We start from the raw sequence: 21,219 nt of genomic DNA on the forward strand, positions 1-21,219 counted from the left end.
ACCGACCGTCACCAAATCGGAGAGCACGGCGACAGAAGCGCGGCTTGCCGCGGCGGATGCGCTCAAGTCGGAAGAAACCGCCGCGTAGATCAAGCGAGAAGCCTCTTCTCTGCCATCTACAGTTCCTCTGTTCCAAACACTGTCAAGGGCCATGAAGAACTGCCCACTGGCGGACACGGAAAATGCCCGCTGATGGCCATGAAAACTGCCCACTCATGGCCAACAGATCTGCCCACCAGGAGTTCGGCGGCGTTGGCCATGCGCGGAGCGAGTGTTAGCTCATCGGCGTCACGCCCTGCCCGGCGAGGGCCTGCGTGAGGCGGATCGATTCGCCCGACGTCTGACAGACGTGAGCGTGGTGAAGTAGCCGGTCGACGGTCGCTGTCGCGAGGGTTTTGGGCATGAGCTCGTCAAAGCCGGCAGGATGTAAATTCGACGAGACCGCGATGGACCGTTTTTCATAGGCCGCGTCGACGAGCCGATAGAGCCCCTCGGCCGCGTCTGTCCCCACGGCGAGGAGCCCTATGTCGTCAATCACGATGAGGTCGGCGCGGAGGATGCGCGCGACGACTCGGGTGACGCTGTCGTCAGCGCGGTGGGCGCGCATCAATGCGCCGAGGTCCTCGAGGCGGAACCACGCCACGCGCATGCCGGCCTCGACGACTTGCTGGCCGAGGGCCTCGAGGAAGAACGTTTTCCCCGTTCCGGAGGGACCGCAAACGACAACATTCTCTTTCCGGCTGATCCACTCGAGAGTGCGGAGGGCTTGCTGCGTCGGCAGCGGGATCGATGACACGGCCGGGTCCCAGGTGTCGAAGGTTTTCCCTGTGGGGAACCCCGCGGCTTTCCGGCGGGTGGCGAGCATCGATCGGGACCGGCCGGTGACTTCCTCGACGAGGAGAGCTTTGACGACTTCGGCGGGTTCCCACCGTTGCGTGCGCGCCGTGATCAGCAGCTCCGGCGCTAACGCCCTCGCGTAGGGCATCTTCAGCTGCCGCATCAACGCCTCCAGGTCGGCCGGGAGCGCGGGGGCGGCGGTCGGGACGGGGCTCATGCGCTTTCCTCCACGGTGTCGTCGATAACGCTCGCGGGCGGTTGACCGATCGCGGCCCAGCCTCGGGTTCCTTGGGTGAGGGACTGGGTTTCGCTGGCCGTGTGGGTGCTCGCGCGCAACCCTGCCGCGTTCAGGATCGAGGCGAGGTCCTTGTGCGCGAAGCGGCCATGGATGGCTGCGGTGCCCAGGGCCTGGTCGACGTCTGCCTGCCCGGCGATCTTCGCCAGCGCCACGGCCTCAGCCATCTTCTGCGTGATCCGCATCGTCCCCACCGCGGCGGCCTCGAGCAGCCAGGTCCGGGCGCCGGCGCCGATTGCGAGGAACTCCAGTTCGGCGGCGTTCTTCCCTTTCACCGCGTAGTCGCCGGGGATTTTGGGGGCATGATCGGGGAAATGAGCATCGTCGATGGCGGGGCTGCCCGGCCGGGCGCGCTGGTGCCGGGCGACCTCCACGGGCCCGTCTCTACCCTCGTGGACGACGATGACCTGCTCAGCCAGGCCGAGGCCGTGGCTGCGCACGAACACTCGCGCGCCGAGCAGATAGGACGGCACCGAGTACTGAGCGTTCTCGAACGTGACCATCGGAGTGTTGTCCGGGACGCTGCGAGACATACCGAAGGAGATGGTGTGCGCGGCGTCTGGAACACGGTGCAACCGGGGCGCTTCCTCCAGAAGCATCGCGGTGGGCTTGCGGCGAGTGGCGCGATGCTCACGGTTGTTGACCAGGTCCATGAACTCCTGGCAGGCCGTTTCGATGTCAGCGAAGGAGTCATACTCGGGACGGAGGTTGGTGTCTTTGGGGACGATGTCGGCCTTGGCGAGCTTCACGGAGGACTCGACACCGCCCTTGGTCGCGGGGTCCGCTGGCTGGCAGGTGAGCACCGTGACGCCGTAGTGGCGGGCGAAGTCCACCGTCGCGACGTTCCGGACCGGAACGCCGGCGATGTGAGACACGGTGACAGTTTTCTCATTGTCGGTCAGGACGTAGGTCGGGGCACCGCCAATGATGCGGAACGTGCGATCCAGCGCCGCGTAAACACTCGGCGCCGTGCGATCACGCATCACGATGACGACCCGGAACCGCGACCACGCAAGCCACGCGATGTAGAGCACGGTCTTCTTGCCGTCCATCAGTGGTCCGTCGCCGAAATCGTACTGAATCCACATACCTGGCTCCGAGATCCACGGCCGGTGCACGCGGGTGTTGCCAAGGCGGTAGGCGGCACGAACCTGAGCGAACGCGCGGCGAGTCGAGCGGTCCGACCCGGTGTAGCCGAGAGCAACGAGTTTGGTGTGGGCGACGTCGGAGCGCAGCTTGCCTTTGGATTTGTCCATCCATTCCTCAAGCTTGGGCATGAACGGGTCGGTGATCCGGCCGCGGTTGACGGGGTTAGCGATCGGCTGGCCGGCGTCACGGGCCGCGACATGGCGGGCGACGGTGTGGTGCGAACACCCCGTCAGCTCTGCGGCGCCCCGCAAAGATTTGGTCAGATCATACGCAGCGAGAATTTCTGGCGAGTAGCCCTTGAAGGTAGCACTAGTCCGACGACACGGTAGCAAGATTCCGGGAACACGGTAGCGCTGATGCTGCCAATCTGCTCTGCTGTGGAAGGACAACGCGCAAGGCGTTGTCCTTCCATTGTTAAGGGCGGGTCATGGCGGATTATCGGAAAATATTGGGGTTGCTGCTCGAGGGGCGCAGCTACCGCGACGTCGTCGAGATCGTGGGGTGCTCGCATCGCGACGTGGCTCGGGTGCGGCAGGAGGTCGAGGCTCGAGGCCTGACCGCGACCGTTACGGTGAGTGATACCGAGTTGGCGGAATGGTTCCCCGACGGGCGTCGGAAAGTCTCAGACGAGTACGACCAACCCGACCTGGCACGGGTGCTGGCGGCGATGAAAGCAAACCGGCACTTCACGTTGCTGCTGGCCTGGCGCCGCTACGTCGACACCACAGATGCGGGCAAGAAGTACGGGTACTCGCAGTTCTGCGCCCTGTTCACCGGTTATCTTCGCACCCACGATCTCGTCGCGGTGCTCCGCCACGAGCCGGGACGGGCGATGTTGGTGGACTGGGCCGGCGACACGATGGACATCGTCGACACCATCACCGGTGAAGTGGTCCGGGCCATCTTGTTCGTTGCGGTGCTTCCGTTTTCGGGGCTGATGTTTTGCCGCGCCTACGCGGATATGAAGTCCCCCGCCTGGCTCGACGCCCACGTTCACGCATTCGCCTTCTTTGGAGGCGTCACGCAGATCATCGTGCCGGACAACCCGACGACGTCGACCCACCGAACCCACCAAGGCGATGCGGAGCGGGTCGTGAACGCCCGATATCAGCAACTCGCTGACCACTATCAGACAGCAATTGTCCCGGCCAGACCGAAAAAGCCGCGCGACAAGGCATCAGCCGAGAATGCGGTGAACGTCGTCAACAAACGCGTCATCGGCTATCTCGAAGACGATGTCTTCACGACCCTGAGCGAATTGAACACCGCAATCGAGGAACGGGTGCGAGAGATCAACCACGACATTCGCCGCGCCGACGACACCACCCGGTGGGAACGCTTCGACACCGAAGAGCGCGAGCTTTTGGGCTCGCTGCCTGATATCGGGTTCGAGGACGTCGAGTGGAAAGAGTTGAAAGCTGCCCGGAACTACCACGTCACCGCGGACACGCAACGCTATTCCGTGCCCTTTGCCCTAGCGGGCAAGCTGCTGCGGGTCCGGGTGACATCGTCTCGGGTGACGATCTTCGACGGCAACGACAGCATCTGCGAACACCCAAGGCTGACAGGTCGGAAGGGCCAGTACTCGACTCTTCCCGAGCATGTTCCGCCGCAGCACCGCGATATCGACGGGTTGTGGTCGAGGCGGTGGTTCATTGACCGGGCGCGCAGCGCCGGGCCGGCGACCGTCACGGTGATCGAGCAGATCCTCGACAGCCAAGCAATCGAAGCGCAAGGATACCTGTCCTGCCAGAACATCCTCGACGGCCTCGGCAAGAACAACCGAGAACGCTTGGAGGCCGCCTGCCAAGACCTCGTCAACCGCAAAGCCCATCCGACGTATTCCACTCTGAAACGGTTGATGGCGGCCATTGATAGTGACGTGAAAAAGCCCCGACCGGTGACCCCGGCGGCCTCGACACGCAAACGCAGCAGCACTGTCGTGTTCCGCGACACCGTCACGGACGTCTATGTCCGTGACGCCTCCCACTACGCCCGAAACGAGGACGGAAAGTGACGTTCACCAGCGTTGACTATGACAAGTTCCGCGCACTGCGCGTAACCCACGTCGCGACCCGGCTGGAGGAACTCATCCAAGACGAAGCCAACGACACCCTCACGCCAGAGCAGCTGTTCCTCACTGCGGTCGATGACGCGTTGGAATCCCGACGCGTCAGCCGGGTCGACAAACTCATCCGCCAGGCAGCCCTCCCCATCCCTGGCGCCACCGTCGCTGAGGTCGACTACCGCGAGGGACGCGGCATCACCGCCGTCAGAATGCGGCGCTATGCCGCCCATGACTGGCGCTTGGATGCGACCAACCTGCTCATCATCTCGCCTACCGGTGGCGGGAAAACCTACCTCGCCTGCGCGCTGGCCATCGGCGCTTGCCACAGTGAGCACTCCGTTCTCTACTCCCGGATGGACGACCTCGCCCGGAGACTCGTCATCGCTCGCGGCGACGGCATCGCGCATCAGAAACTGTTGAACGAGCTCTCCAACATCGATTTGCTGATCATTGATGATTTCCTGACCGTCGGCGTTGACAGCGACGCAGCCAGCGACTTGTTCGCGATCCTCGCGAACCGGGAGCACCGACTGCCGACGATGATCGCCTCGCAGACCGGACCCGCGCATTGGGTCGCCGAGCTGCCCGACCGCGTCGCGGCGGACTCAATCGTGAACCGCCTCGCCAACAACGCCCGCATCATCAACCTCGGCCAGATCGACATGCGTCAGCACCGAAACGACCAAGCCCGCGCCGAGAAGAGCTACTGGGAGTAACACCGGAGCGGCTCGGGCGCCAAGCTCGGGCCGCTACCCCCTCGTCAGAACAGCGCTACCACGTGCTCGGACGTGCGCTACCGCCAGGGGCTACTCGTCAAATTTCCATGATTTCTACGTCTACCTTCATAAGTGGGCCTCTTCCTGAGCTGTTTGATGCGTCTAGATACCGCAATCAAACCCCAGGGAGAGGTTCCGCCGTTTTAACGGGCGGGTTCAGATAAGGAAGTGGGCAGATCTCATGGCCACCAGCAGGCAGTTTTCCTGGCCGTCAGTGGGCAGTTCCGTGGCCGCCTATGGGCAGCTTGTCATGGCCGCCGACAAAAGTACGTGGCTCGCCTAAGTTATCCACAGGCGGGCACGTCGAAGTTCTCCACACTTTGCCCCTCATCGCTGTATTCATCGTGGCGGGTGCGTAGCCTTCTTTCACCGCACAGTGCGATACCCCGTCGGGTCATCACCGCAGGAGCGACCCTTCCATTGGCACCTGGAGGTCGACCATGTTTAAGCCTGGCCCGATCGAGCCCATGTTCAACGCCCACATGACCGCCGAGGAGATCGCCGCCACGGCCTTCCTCGCCGGTTATAAAGGCGCCACCCGTGCCCTGTACATCGGCGATCTGCGCATCTTCTTCGAATGGTGCTCGGTGAACGGAGTTAGGCCACTCGGGGCTGAGCGCGTGCACATCGAATTCTTCGCTCGATACCTTGAGGAAGTGCGCGGCAATGGTGCCGCGGCGACCTTTCGCCGGCTGTCCGTTCTCAAGGGCTTTTACCGAATCGCGGAGGCCGATAACCGCATCAAGCACTCTCCCATGACGTATGTGCGCATGCCCAGAGTAGTCTGGGACGAAAACGCCGCAATGGGCCTTGACCGCTCCCAGCTGCGTCAGCTTCTTCAGACAGCTCGAGCGAAGTCGACGACCGACGCCGCGCTCGTGATTCTCATGGGCATGCTCGGCCTTCGCGTGAGTGAGGCCTGCAGCGTGCAAATTGAGGATTTCACCGAGACTCAGAGCGGGCATCGAGTGCTGCGCGTCATGGGCAAAGGCGGGAAGCCGGCCACGATTCCTCTGCCCATGCCCGTACTGCGTGCCCTCGAGGAGTGCGCCGGAGAGCGCACAGCCGGCCAGCTTCTTGTTACGAACATCGGCACGGCCATGGAGCGTCGATCGGCCTATCGCCGCATCAAATCCCTCGGCAAGCAGGCCGGCCTGCCGGCGGGGCTGCATCCACATACCCTCCGCCATAGTGCGATCACTGCCGCTCTCGACAGCGGAGCGACGCTGCGGGACGCGCAGATTTTCGCTCGACATGCCGACCCTCGAATGACCGTGCGCTATGACCGCAATCGCGGCAACCTCGACCGGCACGCCGCGCACGGGCTGGCGGCCTACCTTGACGACGATTCGTAGCTACCCGGGAGAGGGTCGGGCGGCGTCGACGCGGAAAGACTGGCGATTTGTGGTCTCGACAAGCTCGACCAACGGGAACAAGCTCGACCGGGCGGTAGTTAGTAGGCGCCATCTCGTTGTAGGACGGCACGGGCGGTGCGCCAGAGAATGACCAGGTCGCCGGTCATGGACCAGTTCTCCACGTAATAGAGGTCGAGGCGCACGGTCTCGGCCCAGGAGAGGTTGGAACGGCCGCTGATCTGCCACAGACCGGTGATTCCAGGCTTGACCAGAAAACGACGGTGCACGTGGTTCTCATAATCACCGACTTCACGCTCTAATGGCGGACGCGGGCCGACCAACGACATCGACCCCGCGAGCACGTTGAACAATTGCGGCAGCTCATCAATGCTGTAACGCCGAATGAACCGGCCAACCGGCGTGACCCGTGGGTCGTTGCGCATCTTGAACATGACCGTGTTGCCTTCGGTGCGTGCCTGGTTTTGCAGACCATCTAGCAGGGTCTCAGCATCCGTTACCATCGAACGAAACTTGAACATTCGAAAACGTGAGCCGTTGATACCCACCCGGTCTTGCCTGAAAAACACGGCGCCGGGGCTGCTCAGGCGCACAATCAGGGCGACGACAAACAGGAACGGCGACAAGACCAGCAGCAGGCTGGCCGAGCCAACAATATCGAACGCGCGTTTTGCGAACAGAGTGCGGCCCTCGTAGCGCGGGGTTTCAACATGAATGAGCGGCAGGCCCGAGACCGGCCGGGTGTGAATGCGCGGGCCGCCGATGTCGATCAGCTGCGGAACGACGACCATGTGGTAACGACCGGGTTCCAGCCCCCAGCTGAGTTCGCGCATGCTCGTGGGGGTGAGGTCGCTGCTGCTCGTGACGACGACGGTGTCGGCATCCGTTGTCTCAAGCGCGGAGTGCACGTCGTCGAGGCCGCCGAATATGGGGATATCGGTGCCGGGCAGTTCGGCGTCTTCCGGCCCCGTGGTCACCACGGCACCCACCACGCGGTAGCCCGCACCGGGCGTGCTGCGCAGCTCGCGGGCGATTCGGGCTGAGGAAGCCAGCGTGCCCACCAGAATCACGCGGGCGGTGAAGTGGCCATCCATGCGCTTCACCACCAGCCACTGGCGCCAGACCCAGCGCGAGAAGATCAGTACGGAGACGCCGAGGGGGAACGCCAGCAGAATGTAGCCGCGGGCGATGTCGATCTTGAACAGAAACGAGATGATCGCGATGATGCCAAACAGGCGAATGGATGCGTTGACGATGAGTTTGTACTCGTCGGGGCCGGTGCCGAGCACCCGGTGCTCACGGGTGCCGAAGACACTGAGCAGAGCCATCCAGCCGGCAATAAGAATGATCGAGAACGAGGTGTAGGTGACGGCGAGGTAGCCGACGTCGCCGCTGAACTGAACGTCGGCGGTGTCGAAGCCGAACCAGGCCAGCTGCACGCCGAAGACAACCCAGATGAGCACCAGAAAGTCGGTCAGGGCGAGGCGGGCGGCGTACTGGTCGCGCCAGTCGCGCGCATGCGGGTTGCGCGTCGTCGCTTTCGTTGCGTTCGACATTGCACTCTCCCCGGGTGGCGACCTCTGTCACCTAGGTTGCAGTCTACTAACAGTGAGTAGACCCCATTGCGAGGGGCGGTCGGGAGGTGAGTGGTCTTGACAAGCTCGACCAACGGCTTCAAGGGTCGACCAACGGCTTCAAGGGCTCAACCAAAGACTTTGGCAGGGTCGACCCACGACTTTGAGAAGGTCGAACAATAGGGGTGGACGTTGTCGTCGTGCTCGGCATGTCACATCAGCGTGCTCACCAACTCGCCAATAGGTGCAGTCGCTGCGTGAAACCAAACTTCGCGGGCGCGCGGGGCGACATTCGTCGTGGGACGCGCGGACAGAGAAATGGCCGGGAGCGTGTGCTCCCGGCCATCATGGTGCTGGTGTGGCTAGCGGTCGGCGTCGGCCTTGGCTTCGGCGTGCATCGGCGCGTCGGCGTTCGCAGCGCCGTTGGCCTGGAGGTGCTCGGCGATCTTCTGAATCTCGGCACCGTACTCGCCCGCGAGACCGTTGGCCTCGATGGCGTCGGCGGCAGCCGAGCGGTCGCCGGCCGGGGCATCCTTGAGCGCCGTCAGGTCGTTCTGCAGCTCGGTCGGCAGGTTCGCGAAGAGCCCGGGGTTGCTCAGGAGAGCGCCTGTGATCCTCTCGGCCGTGGCCTCGGCCCGGCCGCCGCGCCCCTCCTCGGCCTCGCCGGCGTCAAGCGACACGAGTGCGCGCATGGCTGCGGCAAGCGGGTGCTTCGGGTTGTCCTGCACGGCCGTGGCGACCTTCTGCGCTTCCTCTCCGTAGCCACCATCGAGGGCGGTGGTACCGATCTGCGCGGCGAGCGCGTCACGCTCGTCGTCGGATGCGGCGTTGAGCTCGGTAAGGTCGGCCTGCAGGTTCGCGGGCAGGCTGGCGAAGAGCTCGGCGTGGCTCTCGAGCGTGATCGACACGTTCTGCGCCTTCTCGCCCACGCTGTCGCCCGAGCGGATGTCGGCGCGCAACTGATGCTTGACCGCGGCGATCACGTCGTCGGTGTTGCTGGCCGAACCCTCGGCCGAGGCGCTGGTCTTGGTGGAGGCGTCGGTGGCCTCGTCGGCGGGGACTGCCTGAGCGCCGACCGCACCGAGGCCCAGCAGGGATCCTGCGGTCATCACGGTGACGGCTCCGCCGAACAGCTTCTTCTTGAGGGGAGTGTTGAACGCCTTGGGGGTGTGGTTCTGGGGCATCTGTCGTTCCTTTCGATAGCTCGTGACATCCGACGGGTCGGCTGCCACCTGGGCATGGCCCGAGCATAGGTATCGATTTGTTGCCGAGGATCCGAAAAGGCTGAGTACTCAGGTTTGGGCGGAGTGGCTTTTCGGGGGCCACGGCCGGTCACCGGCTGTCCCGCGAGGGCTCCGCGGAGGGTGTGGTGGGGATGCTTTCGGCCCGGGAGGCTCAGCTTTCTCCCACCACTTTCCCATGTGCGGGCCAACGGGCCTTGTCGAGGGAGGGCTCGTGATGGCGACGTCCGAGCTGAACTCCGGCGAGAACGCCGACGCCCTCAATTGAGAAGTCTCAGACGGCGGAGATCGCCGAGATGACGAGCCTGATTGCGGCACTCTAGCCCGTCGGGGTCGCGCGCCGTGCAGCAGCCGGTGCGGTCGACGACGAATCGCCGTGCGGCATCCGCGTGGAGAAGCCAGAATGGCAGTGTGGTGATCATGGGCGAGACCTTGGGCCGACTTCTGGTGGTTGAAGATGACGAGGAGATGGGGCGGCTGCTCGTGCGTGGCCTCACCGAAGACGGATATGTTGTGGAGTGGGCACGCACCGGCGTGGACGCACTGATCGTGGCCGGCGAGCAGGAGTTCTCCGCGACCATTCTCGACATCATGCTGCCGGGAATGTCCGGCTTCGAGGTGTGCCGGCGCCTGCGGGTGGCGCAACCGTTGCTGCCGATCCTGCTGCTCACCGCCCGTGACGCGGTGGACGACCGCGTGCGCGGGCTCGATGCGGGAGCGGATGACTACCTCATCAAGCCGTTCGCGTTCACTGAACTGAATGCCCGATTGCGCGCCATTCGCCGGCGGGAGCAGCTCGTTCCGACCCAGGTGCTGCGCGTGGGAGCCCTGCGCATCGACAGCCATGACCACGAGGTGACGAGCGACGATCGCACCATCTCGCTCAGCCCGAAGGAGTTCGCCGTGCTGCGCCTGCTGGCGGAGAACGTGAACAGCACCGTCAGCCGCGAAAGCATCCTCACCGACGTTTGGGGATCGAGCGACTACACCGACGCGAATGTCGTGGACCAATACGTGAGCTACCTGCGTCGCAAAATGGACCCGGAGAACGACGGCGTCGCCATCGTGACGGAACGCGGCATCGGCTTCCGACTCCACATCGTGCCGTGATGGTGCTGCACCGGCTTTCGATCCGCACGCGGATCACGATGGGAACGCTGCTGCTGGCGGCGCTGTTTTTCGGCGGCGCGGCGTTCGTGGTGCACTCGCAGGTGCGGGCGGTGCTCGTGAACGCGTCGACGCAGCTGCTGAAGAGCGCCGCCTCGCCGTACGTGTCGGCCATCGCGCGGGAGGCGGGAGAGATGGACAGTCCCGGCGGGGGGCAGCTCATCACCGTCGTCGACCCGAGCGGAGCGGTGGCCCTGTCGAAGTTCCCGCGGTCTCTCGAAGAACAGATCGGCAGCATCCCCACCGACGAGAGCGACCCGCAGACGATTACCGCCGGCACGGCCAACTACCTCGTACTCGTGACGAACGTGCCCGCACCGGCGGGAACCTGGCACGTGTATTCGGCGGTGAACCAAGCCGCATCCCGCCTCGTGCTCGCTGGCATCACCGAGCAGCTGGGGATCGCGCTCGTGCTGCTCACGCTCGTGTTCGGCGCCGCATCGTGGCTGCTCACCGGAGCCGCGTTGCGCCCGGTCGCCCAGCTGCGGCGAAGCGCCGACTCCCTCATCGACTCGAATTCGTCCGAGACGCTTCCGGTGGGCCCGGCGAACGACGAGGTGCAGCAGCTCGCGCGAACGCTCAACACCCTGATTGTGAGCCTGCGTGCCGCGGCGGAACGTGAACGCCAGCTCGTCTCCGACGCGAGCCACGAACTACGAACGCCAGTCGCCATTCTGCAGGCGCAACTCGAACTCATTCGCACCGGAGACCAGTCGACGCTCTCGAGCGATCTGGCCGCGGCGGAACGTGCCGTGCACCGCCTGGGCGGCCTGGTGTCGAGCCTGTTGGCACTCTCACGCATCGAGGCCGGATCCGAAACGGGGCTGGCGACGGTACGGGAGCTGGCAGATGAGCTGGTTGCCGCCGTGGACCGGGCCCGGTCCACGGCCCGATCCACCGACATCACCATCGACTTCGAGCTACCGTCTACCGCCGACGGGGCTCGGCAGGTGCCGATCTCAGCCGACGAGTTCGGCCGGATCGTCGATAATCTCCTGGGCAACGCCATTCACGCGATGGGAGATGCCGGTCTCGTCACGGCGTCCCTCACGGCAACGACGACGGGGACCGTTTTGACCGTGCTCGACTCGGGCCCGGGAATCGACGAAGCATTTCTCCCGCGAGCACTGGACCGGTTCTCGCAGGCCAAACCCTCCCGAGACGGGGCCGCCGGCACGGGACTCGGCCTCGCCATTGTGGCGGCCGCGGCGCGTGCCGCCCACGGCACGGTCACCCTCAGCAACGTTGCCGGCTCGGGCGTGAGCGTCGTTGTCAGTCTTCCGGATGCTGTGGGGGCGACCGAGACACACGGGCCGGGCAGGAGCTAGCTCCTGCCCGGCCACCACCCACGGCTCCCCCGACGAACTACTGGATCGAGCGCGGTGCTGCGGACAGCTGCACGACCGCCGAGATGGCCTGCCACACCACAAATGCCTCGATGACGAGGGAAAGCAGCCCGAGCGGCTCGAACCAGTTACCGATGTCGTCCATGGCACCGGGCATTCCCACCGTGCGATTGATGGTGAATCCGATGAGCACGGCGGCGGCCAGCGCGGCGGCGGCCGCGAAGTCCAGCCTCGACCCGCCCGTGATGAGCCGCTCCATGATGACGAACGACGCCACGATCAGCAGGAGGTACACGTAGCCGAGGTACGGTGTCTCCGCGAATTTTCCGGGGAGGTCAAGAATGTGCACCGCGGCAATGCCGGCCAGTCCGAGTGCCACGGCGATCCGCCGACTCAGGAGCACGGCGCTGTGGTTCTGGCCGGTGATACCGGTCTCGACTCCTTCGATAACACTGGTCATGATTCCTCCGTAGCGTTGCGTTGGGGTGCCCCTGTGGCTGTATGGGAGTAAGGCTAGATCGCTGGGGAACGGCGCGTCGGGGCATCCGTTGTTCCTGTGAGCATTCACATCGAAAAGCGGAGCGTCTCAGGTAGATTCGGAGCCTCGGCAGTCGTACGGCCGGAGATCACCAATTCGGGGAGGCCTCATGAGCAGCCTCCTTGATCGAACCTTTCGGGTCAGCTTGATCCTGAAGGGTCTCGACGGGGTGCTGGAGCTGATTGGTGGGGTACTGCTCCTGGTGGTTGCGCCGGAGCAACTCGGAGCGATCACCCGGTTGCTCACTCAGCATGAGATCTCCGAAGATCCGCACGACGTGATCGCGAACAGCCTGCTGAACCTGACGGCTGACCTCAGCGTGTCTGCCACACTCTTCGGCGCGGCCTACCTGCTGCTGCACGGCCTCGTGAAAGTGGTGCTCGTGTGGGCAGTGCTGCGGGACCAGCTCTGGGCCTACCCCTGGATGATCGGGTTTCTCCTGGTCTTCATCGCGTACCAGTCGTACCAGATCGCCACGGCACCCTCCTGGGGAATGATTCTCCTCACCGCGTTTGACATCTTCATCGTGTGGCTCACCTGGCGGGAATATGGCCTGCACCGCACCCGGCACACCCCCGCAGCAGACCGCTAGCTCACTTCACCGGGAGCTTGATGTTCGACACCTTCTTCGGCCTTGCGCTGCATCCCTTCATCGTGCACGCGACCGAAGTGATCGTGCCGACCGCTGCCCTCGTGGTTCTGGTCGCGGCGCTCTGGCCACGGTTTCGCAAATGGGAGCGGTTTCTCCCCCTCGCACTGGCCCTCGCGGCCCTCGTTCTCGTGCCGCTATCGACCGAGTCGGGCGAAAGCCTTGAGGCTCGCGTCGGCGGTTCTGCGCTGATTGAGACCCACGCGGATCTCGCCGAGGGCCTGCTGCCCTGGGTGAGAGGCGCGCCCGGAACGCGGTAGCACCGCCGGCACGCGCTCGGACCAGTGCCAGGGGCCGGCAGGAGTGCCACGGCGACGGAACCGGCCACACGGAGCGGGTCAGCGGAGGCCGCGGCGGCCTCGAGAGGCGCGCCGCGGCATCCGTTCGTGAGTGCGGGTCAGGCGATTCCGGCGAGCACGTAGGGCACCGCGTCGCGCTTGCGGTGCGCGTCGAGCAGCTGCGCGCAGCGGATGAACCCGAGGTGCGAGTACGCCTGCGGGTGGTTGCCGAGGTGCGTCTCCGTGGCCGGGTCGAACTCCTCGGAGAGCAACCCGGTGGGGCCGGCGAGGCTGATCAGCTGGTCGAACAGGGCCTCGGCCTCGTCGAAACGACCGGTCAGCATGTACGCCTCGATGAGCCACGTGGTGCAGATGTGGAACCCGCCCTCGAGGCCGGGCAGACCGTCGTCGTAGCGGTAGCGGAAGACCGTGGGGCCCACGCGCAACTCACGCTCGACGGCGCTGACGGTCTGGTAGAAGCGCGGGTCCGACACGTCGAGCAGTCCGGAAAGCCCGATGTGCAGCACGGCAGCGTCGAGGTCGGGGCTGTCATAGGCCACGGTGTACGACTTCACGTCGTCGTCCCAGCCCTCGCGCAGCACGTCTTCACGAATCGTCTCGGCGAGCAGCTCCCAGTGCGGTTCGGGCGTACGGCCGTGGCGGGCAGCCACGCGCAGGGCCCGGTCAACCGTCACCCAGCACATGGTCTTCGTGTACGTGTGGTGACGCGGGCTGCGGCGGGCTTCCCAGATGCCGTGGTCGGGTTCATACCAACGACTGTCGACGGCCTCCACCATCTGCGAGAGCAGGCCCCACTGAAAGTCGCTGATCTCGCCGGTGCGTGCCGTCAGGGTATCGATGAGCTCGGCAACGGGGCCGAACACGTCAAGCTGCACCTGGTTGTCGGCGGCGTTTCCGATGCGCACCGGGCGTGAGCCCGCGTAGCCGGGCAACGACTCCAGGCTCGCCTCGGTGGAGAGCGACGATCCCGAAACCGAATACAGCGGATGCAACCACTCAGCTCCCGGGCTGCGCTCAAGAATATCGTCGAGCCAGACCAAAAAGCCCTCGGCTTCGGCGGTCGAACCCAGGTCGGCGAGCGCCTTCACCGTCATGGAACCGTCGCGCAGCCAGCAGTAGCGGTAGTCCCAGTTGCGGGTGCCGCCGATGCCTTCGGGAAGGGAGGTGGTGGACGCGGCCAGCACTGCTCCGGTCGGTTCGTAGACGAGCGCTCGCAGCACGAGGGCAGAACGGCCCACGAGGGCAGGCTTGACGCTCGGCAGGTCGAGGGAGCTCACCCAGGCGCGCGACGCGGAGGCAACTGCCGCGCGACGCTCGCGTTCGGTCGAGGCCTCGGGGGGCACGGGCTCGGTGTCGCCGCACCGCATGTTGAGCACGACCGGTCCGTGGGAGAGGTCGACGATCGCGGTCGCGGTGGCGTTACGACCGTCGGACGTGATCGCGAAGTCCATGCCGGGCGAGGAGAGCGTGATCGGATCCGGCGTGCCGGTGATGTGCACGCCAAGCGAGTCCGCGTGCATGTTGAAATAGGCCGCCGCGTAGTCCGGGCGGGGGGCAAAGATCACGCGCGCCGATCCGGTGCCGGTGAGCACGCGTACCAGGCTGGTGATTCCGAGAGGCGACGGTTCGATGTAGTCCGTCACCGTCACATCCGCCCACCGGGTCTCAACGATCATGGTGTTGTCGAGGTAACGCTGTCCGAGCACGCGCGACTTCTTCACCGGTTCGATGGAGAAGTGGCCGGCCTCGTCGCTGCCGAGAATGCTCGCGAAGAGTGAGCCGGAGTCGGGCAGCGGATGCGTCATCCAGCAGATGCGGGCATCCGGCGTCACGAGGGCGGTCGTTGTGCCGTCGCCGATCATGGAGTGGCGTTCGATGGCCACGACTTCCTGGCCGAAGAGCCAGTCCTTGCGCAGCTCGAAGAGCAGGGCGAGCATCTGGGCGAGGACCTCGGGGCCGCTGATGTGGTGGCGCGCCACCGACTGGCCGGGACCCACGCGCACACCCATGTCGGGACCGTGCAGGGTGCTCATGGCATGCTCGTCGCTCTCCGCGTCGCCGGCGAAGAACGCGGCACTCACGCCAAGCCGGGAGCGGAGGCGATCGAGGGCAACGCCGGAGTCTTCGACTCCCCCGCCTCCGGGCGAGGACGAGGTGAAGAACTCGGAGTCGAATTCGGCCCCGTGGTCTCCCACCAGGTGCACCTCACGCGGGAGGCGCGAATCGGCCGCGAGATCGCGCAGGGGGCGGCCGGACAGCACCGCGGTATGCGTGTTGGGCAGCGAGGCCAGCGCGCGCAGCGCCGTCGCCGATTCGGCGAGCGGTTGCGAGGGCACCGACGAATCACCGTGGTACGACAGGGTGCCGCCGTAGTTGCAGGCCACGAGCAGCGACGGCGTGCGGGCAAGCTGCTGCAGGTCCTGCAGGAGGCCGAGTGACAAGCCGGCAACAGAGCGTGGGAGAGAACTCGAACGAATCAGGCGTTGTGGCATGGCGTGTCCTTGGGGCTGGGGTACGGGGGCATCGGCTCAGCGTTGTGCCGCAATCGGAGAGAGTCCGCGCCTATTAATAGTGTCATCGACTGCGCGAATTCGGGAATTTCTGAGGTATTTGTACAGATTTTTACTGCCAAACAGGTCGGATGGCGGTTCTTCGGGGGTTCCCCGAACGTTAGACCTTCTTCACGAGGCCTGATTTCAGCTGCATCGGACCAAAGCCGTCGACCTTGCAATCGATGTCGTGGCCGTCAACGGGAGTAATGAGGCGAATGTTGCGCACCTTGGTTCCCACCTTGATGGCGGCCCCGCCGCCCTTGAATTTGAGGTCCTTGATCACGGTCACGGTGTCACCGTCGGTGAGAACGGTACCGAAGGCATCCTTGAACACGGGCTCGGTCGCTTCTTCGACCGGTTCGTCCGACCATTCGTGGGCGCACATGGGGCAGACGAGCAGGGCACCCATCTCATAGGCGAGGTCGCTGGAGCATTCGGGGCAGGGAGGCAAGGTGTCATTCACCTGCTTAACGTTACTCCCGGACTCCGGCGAGTCGTAACTCACAGGGGCGGGAGCGGCAGAGGTGAGGCGGTGGGGCTGGGCGTGCTGGTGGGCTTGGGCGTCTTGGTGGGCTTGGGCGCGTGGGGCTTCTCGGTGGGGATCGGGCCTTCACTGGTGCGCACGGTAATCGTGCTCCCCGGATATGCGCGGCCGGGTGAGAAGGAGACGACCGTTCCCTGGGGTGCGTCTGACGCCGTCGTTCCCCCGTCGGACAGGGTGAACCCGGCGCTGCCCAGTGCCGTCTCGGCATCCGCGAGCGACAGGCCAACCAGGTCGGGAACGGTCGCTTTCGCCCCGTAGATCATGGAACGGTTAGGCGTGGCGAAGGCATCTCCGCCATATTTGGCGTTGGCGACGCTCATGACGTCGGGCCACATGCGGTGCCGCGCGGTGGCGGCCGACCCACTGTCGAAGCTCACCCGACGCTGGTTGATCTCCCCGGTCACGCTCACGACGCCGACGACCGTGGCGACGTTGCTGCTCGCCCCGCTCATCCAGGTGTCCTGGCTGCCGTCGGTGGTGCCGGTTTTCGCGATCATCGGAACTCGTGGTGATGTTGCCGCATAGGACTGCCGGGCGGTTCCACTCGTCATTACGCGGTGCATCGCATAGGTCATGCCGGCGGCCACCTTCGGGGTCACCGACTCGGAGCAGTCGGAGTGAGAGAGGGGAATCTCGTCACCATTCGGGCCGGTGACCGTGTCGATGGCGACGGGGCTGCAGGTGGTACCGCTGTTGGCGATGCCGGCAAAGGCAGCCGCCATGGTGAGCGGCGCGATCTCGTTGGTGCCGATCACGGTCGCCGCGCTTTGCCGCAGCGGATCACCGTCGGCACGGTGAACGTCGAACTTTTCTGCGGTCTTACGAATAGCGCAGAGGTCGAGTTCTTTGGCCATGCCGATGAACCCGGTGTTGATCGAGCTGATCGTGGACTCCAGGGCGCTGTAGTGCGGGTTGTTCTCGCCGGACGAATCGTTGCGCGGGTTCCATCCGGGGTATCGCTGCGGGCCGCGGCAGCTGTCCTGAAAGGTGCCCCAATTGCTCGTGCGGCTGGAGTCGACGCGCTCCCTCAGGGCATGGCCGGCGGAGAGCCATTCGGCCAGAGTGAAGACCTTGTACGTGGACCCCGGCTGAAACCCGCTTGATCCACCGTGCGCGAAGTCGGTGTTGTAGTTGATGGCGGTAGCGGATGCCCCGCGCGACGCCACATCCGGATTCTGGCTGTACGTCTTGTTCTGGGCCATGGCGAGCACTCGGCCTGTGCCGACCTGCACGCTGCTGATGACGCCACCGACGTCCCCGCCGGGATACGACTGCGGCACATTCTCGGCCATCGTCGTGACGGCGGCATTCTGCAGGTCGAGGTCGAGGGTCGTGTAGACGTCGTATCCCCCGCGGCCGAAGTTGACCAGGCGGCTGTCGGCATCCTCTCCGAAGGCGGGATCGTTCTGCAGTTCCTTGACCACGTAGTCACAGAAGAACGCGTTGGCACCCGCGGCCTGGCATCCGGTACTCGGCTGGGTAATGGTGGGGGTGATCACCGTAGCGACGGCGTCGTCGTACTGGGCGATACCGATCTTGTCGTGCACGAGCATCTCGCCGAGGATGTAGTCACGACGGCTCTTGTTGGCGGCATACCCGCCGGCCGCACCGTTGCTCTCACTGTTGGGCTTGTCGAGCTGGAACTTGACCGGGTTGTTCACAATGGCCACGAGGCTCGCGGCCTGCGGAAGCGTGAGGTCAGCCGCCGAGGTATCGAAGTAGTGCCGCGCCGCGGCCTCGATGCCATAGACCGCCCCGCCGAAACCGATGATGTTGAGGTACTGGCGAAGGATGTCGCTCTTCTCGTACTTCTTCTCCACGCCGATGGCGAGGCGCATCTCCTCCAACTTGCGACCCGCGGTCGTCTCGGTCGCGGCGACGTAGCACGCCTCACTGTCGGACTTGTTGGCGATCAGCTCGCACTTCTGCACGAGTACGTTCTTGACGTACTGCTGGGTAATGGATGACCCGCCCTGGGTCGCACTCCCTGTGGCGGTTTTCAGAACGGCACGGATGGTGCCCTGAATGTCGACGCCGTTGTGCTCATAGAAGCGCGGATCCTCGCCGGCCACGGCGGCGTCTTTCACGAACTGACTGATCTGGTGCGAGGCGACCTCGACCCGGTTCTGGTCGTAGAACGACGCCAACAACACCGGGGAACCGTCGGCCTGTTTCGCGTAGATATTGCTCCTCTGAGAGAGCCGACCGATCTCGAGGCTGCCGGGAAGGCTATCGAAGGCGGTGATCGCCGTGCCGGCGGACAGGCCGCTGAGAGCGAGGACCGGCGTCACGCCGATCGCGGCCAGCACCCCAACCGCGGCGCTCATGGCAATGAAACCCAGAAGCGCAATCGACTTCCTCCCGCGTTTGCGGCCTGTCGATTTGTCACGCATATGGAGAATGTGTTCCTTCTGGGTCACTCATGAAAGCGGTATTCACCCTTCACCGTACGCGGGGCAGACTGGACGACCCCTGAGCGCTCTCGCGGAGGCCGCCCAATCGCCTACTCTTCGACAGAGTTCACGAACGCCACGCTCGCTTGTGACACCGTGTGGCGCGCGGCATCGTGAGTGATGGTCGGCTCGCCATCGCCCGCCTGGGCTCCGTAGTCGCCGAAGTACGAGTGGACTCCCCCGTTGATCACCAGATAGGTGGAGCCTGACGGTAAAACAGCCTTTGACGCATCGATCTTGGCGACAGTTGCCAAGCCGTCGTTCGAACCCGAGATTGACGTGACCTGTGCCTGCAGCCCGCCCAAGTCGGTGGCCGGGTAGGAGGCGTAGAGCAAGAGGCCGACGGCCGGTTCGGTCGGCGCCTCGGCGAACGCCTCCGCATTCATCGCAGCGACCGTGCCGCCGAGCGAATGCCCGCCGACCACCCAGCGGGTCACGGTCGTGTCCTCGTCACGAAGGGACGCGAACACCTGCGTCGACAAAAAGGCGATGCCGAGGGGCTGCTTGGGAATGACCACGAGGTGGCCGGCTTCGGCGATCGGCCGCAGCACAGCGGCGTACGCCCGGGCGTCGACGAGCGCTCCCGGCTGAAAGAACACCCCGACGGTGCTTTCGGTGCTTTCGGTGCTTTCGGTGCTTTCGGCACGCGTCGGTGTCATGACGATCCGGTCGACGGTCTCGGTGACAGTCACAGCCTGGTCGGAGTTCATCGCAGACAGCGCTGGCTGCTGCGCAGACGAGGGCACGAGCCACCAGACCAGTGCGATCACGCCGAGCGACATGACGGCGAGAGCGCTCCTGGCAACCTTGCGCTTGCGGGGCGTGACCCGGCGCATCGGCCAGGAACGCACCGCGAAAACGGCGCTGACCACGAACGCCAGAACGAGAAGCACCAGGTACGCCGGATGCCCGTGCACGAGCATCGACCCGGTGGCCACCGCTGCCCATGCGGTGACAATCACGCCCAGCGCCGACACCACGCGAGTGACCCAGAAGAAGGCCTTGTCGCCGCGGGTGAGTGTGAGATCCATGGTTCTAAAGTAGCCGGGTTCATTCTTCGCGGCCGGCCGCTCGACCTCCCGCTGCCGACGTTGATCGAGATGATCTGCGGGCGTTCGTGAACGCCATGGGTGCCTGCTAGCTGATGCCACCCATGCGTTCGAGGGCCGCGCGCATGATCTGCGCCTCCGGGGTGGGCGCAACGTGGTGATTCACGTAGATTCCGAGCAGCCACTGCAGCACCTCGTCCTCGCTCATGGCCACGGCGGCCCAGTCCACGTCGGGGACCGCCTCGGTGCGCGGTTCGCCGGTGGCCGGGTCAAGCCAGGCACGGGCGATCTGCTCGCCGGAACGGTCGGGATCCGCAGACCAGACGAGGGCGATGGGGTGGTTGTCCCCGTCGATGTGTTCGTGGTCGACGCTTCCGGAACCCAGCCATGGGAGGGTGAGCAGCTCGCCGGTGATGCCCACCTCGATGAGCTCGAGCTGGGTCGGTTCAGTTTCGGGCACGTAGAGGGTGAACCCCTGCTCGAACCAGTCGGCGGCATCCGCGATCGTGTCGAGCAAGTCGCCCAGTGAGTAGACCTCCTGGGCCAGGGTGAGCGCCCACTTGAGCAGCACCTCGGCCTGGTCGCTGGGCCACGGGCTCTCGAACGGGTCGTGGGTGCCGTGGTAGTGAAATGCGGGCCCGGATTCGTCGAGCACAATGTGTAGCTGGCCCTCTTCGAAATCGACGGACAGGTTGAGGGCATCGCCGTCGCTCTCGCCGTCGTCGCCTTCCCAATCTGCGAAGAGGTCGGGGTGGGCGAGGGCTTCGGGCAGCGGGATCGCCGAGGCGAGCCTCTCCCCCAGGTCGAGCACGGCACGAAACTGGATGGTCGGCAGGCGCAGGGTTTCGTCGGTCATCACTCGTTCACTTCTTGGGACATAGAGCAAGTTTATCGAAAGCGGGGCGGTGGTCGGGCTGGCGGTTCTGCGCGCGTCGTTGCGGCGTCGGGGCGCGGCGGCGTTGCGCGCGGCGGCGTTGCGCGCGGCGGCGTTGCGCGCGGCGGCGTTGCTACTTCAGGAGATCCGGCCGGGAACATCCACTCGCCCGCGAGACTGCGCGGCGGTCGGGTGCTGTCGACCGCGGATCTCCTGAAGTAGCAACCGGGGGGCGGATGCCGAGGGCGCGTTCGGAGTGCGGCGCTGGGTGCGCAGGGTGCGCTGGGTGCGCTGGGTGCGCTGGGTGCCCATCTCCGGGCCGAGGAATGGCCGGTAGGCGGGCTGCGTTGGCGACGAGAACCGGCGTCAGCGCCGCCCGTGAGGGCGCTGGCGGGCTCGTTTGCGGACTTCGGCTGGCAGAATTACTTACTAAGG

Annotated in this window: 19 protein-coding genes; 7 read left to right on the plus strand and 12 right to left on the minus strand. The window is 65.1% G+C overall.

The features are described from left to right. Positions 1–274: 274 nt before the first annotated feature. The gene (gene istB / locus EDD25_RS07255; RefSeq protein WP_134172689.1) at positions 275–1,054 is read right to left on the minus strand and encodes an IS21-like element helper ATPase IstB; all 780 of its coding nucleotides are present in this window, start codon (positions 1,052–1,054) and stop codon (positions 275–277) included. Further along, complete coding sequence (istA, locus tag EDD25_RS07260; protein WP_175182977.1) at positions 1,051–2,613, minus strand: IS21 family transposase; 1,563 nt, start codon at positions 2,611–2,613, stop codon at positions 1,051–1,053. Before istA (EDD25_RS07260) ends, istB begins: the two co-directional genes overlap by 4 nt. A gap of 95 nt (positions 2,614–2,708) precedes the next feature. On the opposite strand from istA (EDD25_RS07260), the gene istA (EDD25_RS07265) reads away from it, so the two are divergent. From istA (EDD25_RS07265) to EDD25_RS07275, 3 genes are all read left to right on the plus strand, one after another. Next, positions 2,709–4,298 (plus strand): IS21 family transposase, encoded by a 1,590-nt coding sequence (istA, locus tag EDD25_RS07265; protein ID WP_134172690.1) that lies wholly within the window; start codon positions 2,709–2,711, stop codon positions 4,296–4,298. After that, positions 4,295–5,065: an ATP-binding protein gene (locus tag EDD25_RS07270; protein ID WP_134172691.1), complete on the plus strand. Its 771-nt coding sequence runs from the start codon at positions 4,295–4,297 to the stop codon at positions 5,063–5,065. Before istA (EDD25_RS07265) ends, EDD25_RS07270 begins: the two co-directional genes overlap by 4 nt. 500 nt (positions 5,066–5,565) lie before the next feature. Beyond that, positions 5,566–6,480 (plus strand): tyrosine-type recombinase/integrase, encoded by a 915-nt coding sequence (locus EDD25_RS07275; protein ID WP_134172692.1) that lies wholly within the window; start codon positions 5,566–5,568, stop codon positions 6,478–6,480. A gap of 98 nt (positions 6,481–6,578) precedes the next feature. On the opposite strand, the gene EDD25_RS07280 is transcribed toward EDD25_RS07275, so the two are convergent. From EDD25_RS07280 to EDD25_RS17485, 3 genes are all read right to left on the minus strand, one after another. Further along, positions 6,579–8,054, minus strand: coding sequence for a sugar transferase (locus EDD25_RS07280; protein ID WP_134172693.1), 1,476 nt, complete (start codon positions 8,052–8,054; stop codon positions 6,579–6,581). Positions 8,055–8,434: 380 nt separating this feature from the next. Then, positions 8,435–9,256: a hypothetical protein gene (locus EDD25_RS07285; RefSeq protein WP_134172694.1), complete on the minus strand. Its 822-nt coding sequence runs from the start codon at positions 9,254–9,256 to the stop codon at positions 8,435–8,437. 317 nt (positions 9,257–9,573) lie between these two features. After that, positions 9,574–9,735 (minus strand): hypothetical protein, encoded by a 162-nt coding sequence (locus EDD25_RS17485; RefSeq protein ID WP_166671225.1) that lies wholly within the window; start codon positions 9,733–9,735, stop codon positions 9,574–9,576. Between EDD25_RS17485 and EDD25_RS07290 the strand changes: the two genes are divergently transcribed. Together EDD25_RS07290 and EDD25_RS07295 are read left to right on the plus strand one after the other, a co-directional pair. Continuing rightward, positions 9,734–10,423, plus strand: coding sequence for a response regulator transcription factor (locus EDD25_RS07290; RefSeq protein ID WP_134172695.1), 690 nt, complete (start codon positions 9,734–9,736; stop codon positions 10,421–10,423). The genes EDD25_RS17485 and EDD25_RS07290 overlap by 2 nt on opposite strands. Further along, positions 10,423–11,808 (plus strand): ATP-binding protein, encoded by a 1,386-nt coding sequence (locus EDD25_RS07295; protein ID WP_134172696.1) that lies wholly within the window; start codon positions 10,423–10,425, stop codon positions 11,806–11,808. Before EDD25_RS07290 ends, EDD25_RS07295 begins: the two co-directional genes overlap by 1 nt. 37 nt (positions 11,809–11,845) lie before the next feature. Here the strand turns inward: EDD25_RS07295 and EDD25_RS07300 are convergent, their stop codons facing one another. Beyond that, entirely contained in the window at positions 11,846–12,286 is a 441-nt protein-coding gene (locus tag EDD25_RS07300; protein WP_134172697.1) for a hypothetical protein, read from the minus strand. A gap of 187 nt (positions 12,287–12,473) precedes the next feature. Between EDD25_RS07300 and EDD25_RS07305 the strand changes: the two genes are divergently transcribed. Both EDD25_RS07305 and EDD25_RS07310 read left to right on the plus strand, forming a co-directional pair. Continuing rightward, complete coding sequence (locus EDD25_RS07305) at positions 12,474–12,956, plus strand: DUF2127 domain-containing protein (protein ID WP_134172698.1); 483 nt, start codon at positions 12,474–12,476, stop codon at positions 12,954–12,956. A 20-nt stretch (positions 12,957–12,976) separates the two neighbouring features. Continuing rightward, positions 12,977–13,273 (plus strand): hypothetical protein, encoded by a 297-nt coding sequence (locus EDD25_RS07310; protein WP_134172699.1) that lies wholly within the window; start codon positions 12,977–12,979, stop codon positions 13,271–13,273. Between the two features lie 137 nt (positions 13,274–13,410). Here EDD25_RS07310 and EDD25_RS07315 read toward each other — a convergent pair whose 3' ends face one another. The 6 genes from EDD25_RS07315 to EDD25_RS17490 all read right to left on the minus strand — a co-directional run bounded on the left by EDD25_RS07315 (position 13,411) and on the right by EDD25_RS17490 (position 21,096). Further along, positions 13,411–15,804 (minus strand): trehalase-like domain-containing protein, encoded by a 2,394-nt coding sequence (locus EDD25_RS07315; protein ID WP_134172700.1) that lies wholly within the window; start codon positions 15,802–15,804, stop codon positions 13,411–13,413. A gap of 178 nt (positions 15,805–15,982) precedes the next feature. Continuing rightward, positions 15,983–16,327: a zinc ribbon domain-containing protein YjdM gene (locus tag EDD25_RS07320; protein ID WP_134172701.1), complete on the minus strand. Its 345-nt coding sequence runs from the start codon at positions 16,325–16,327 to the stop codon at positions 15,983–15,985. 38 nt (positions 16,328–16,365) lie between these two features. After that, entirely contained in the window at positions 16,366–18,801 is a 2,436-nt protein-coding gene (locus EDD25_RS07325; RefSeq protein ID WP_134172702.1) for a penicillin-binding protein, read from the minus strand. A gap of 110 nt (positions 18,802–18,911) precedes the next feature. Further along, positions 18,912–19,892: an alpha/beta hydrolase gene (locus EDD25_RS07330; RefSeq protein WP_134172703.1), complete on the minus strand. Its 981-nt coding sequence runs from the start codon at positions 19,890–19,892 to the stop codon at positions 18,912–18,914. Between the two features lie 106 nt (positions 19,893–19,998). Continuing rightward, the gene (locus EDD25_RS07335) at positions 19,999–20,766 is read right to left on the minus strand and encodes a hypothetical protein (protein WP_134172704.1); all 768 of its coding nucleotides are present in this window, start codon (positions 20,764–20,766) and stop codon (positions 19,999–20,001) included. A 156-nt stretch (positions 20,767–20,922) separates the two neighbouring features. Beyond that, positions 20,923–21,096 carry a hypothetical protein gene (locus tag EDD25_RS17490; RefSeq protein WP_166671226.1) on the minus strand — a complete coding sequence of 58 codons (174 nt, stop codon included), beginning with the start codon at positions 21,094–21,096 and terminating at the stop codon, positions 20,923–20,925. Positions 21,097–21,219: the final 123 nt, after the last annotated feature.

Source organism: Cryobacterium psychrophilum, from assembly GCF_004365915.1.
Classification (GTDB): Bacteria; Actinomycetota; Actinomycetes; order Actinomycetales; family Microbacteriaceae; genus Cryobacterium; species Cryobacterium psychrophilum.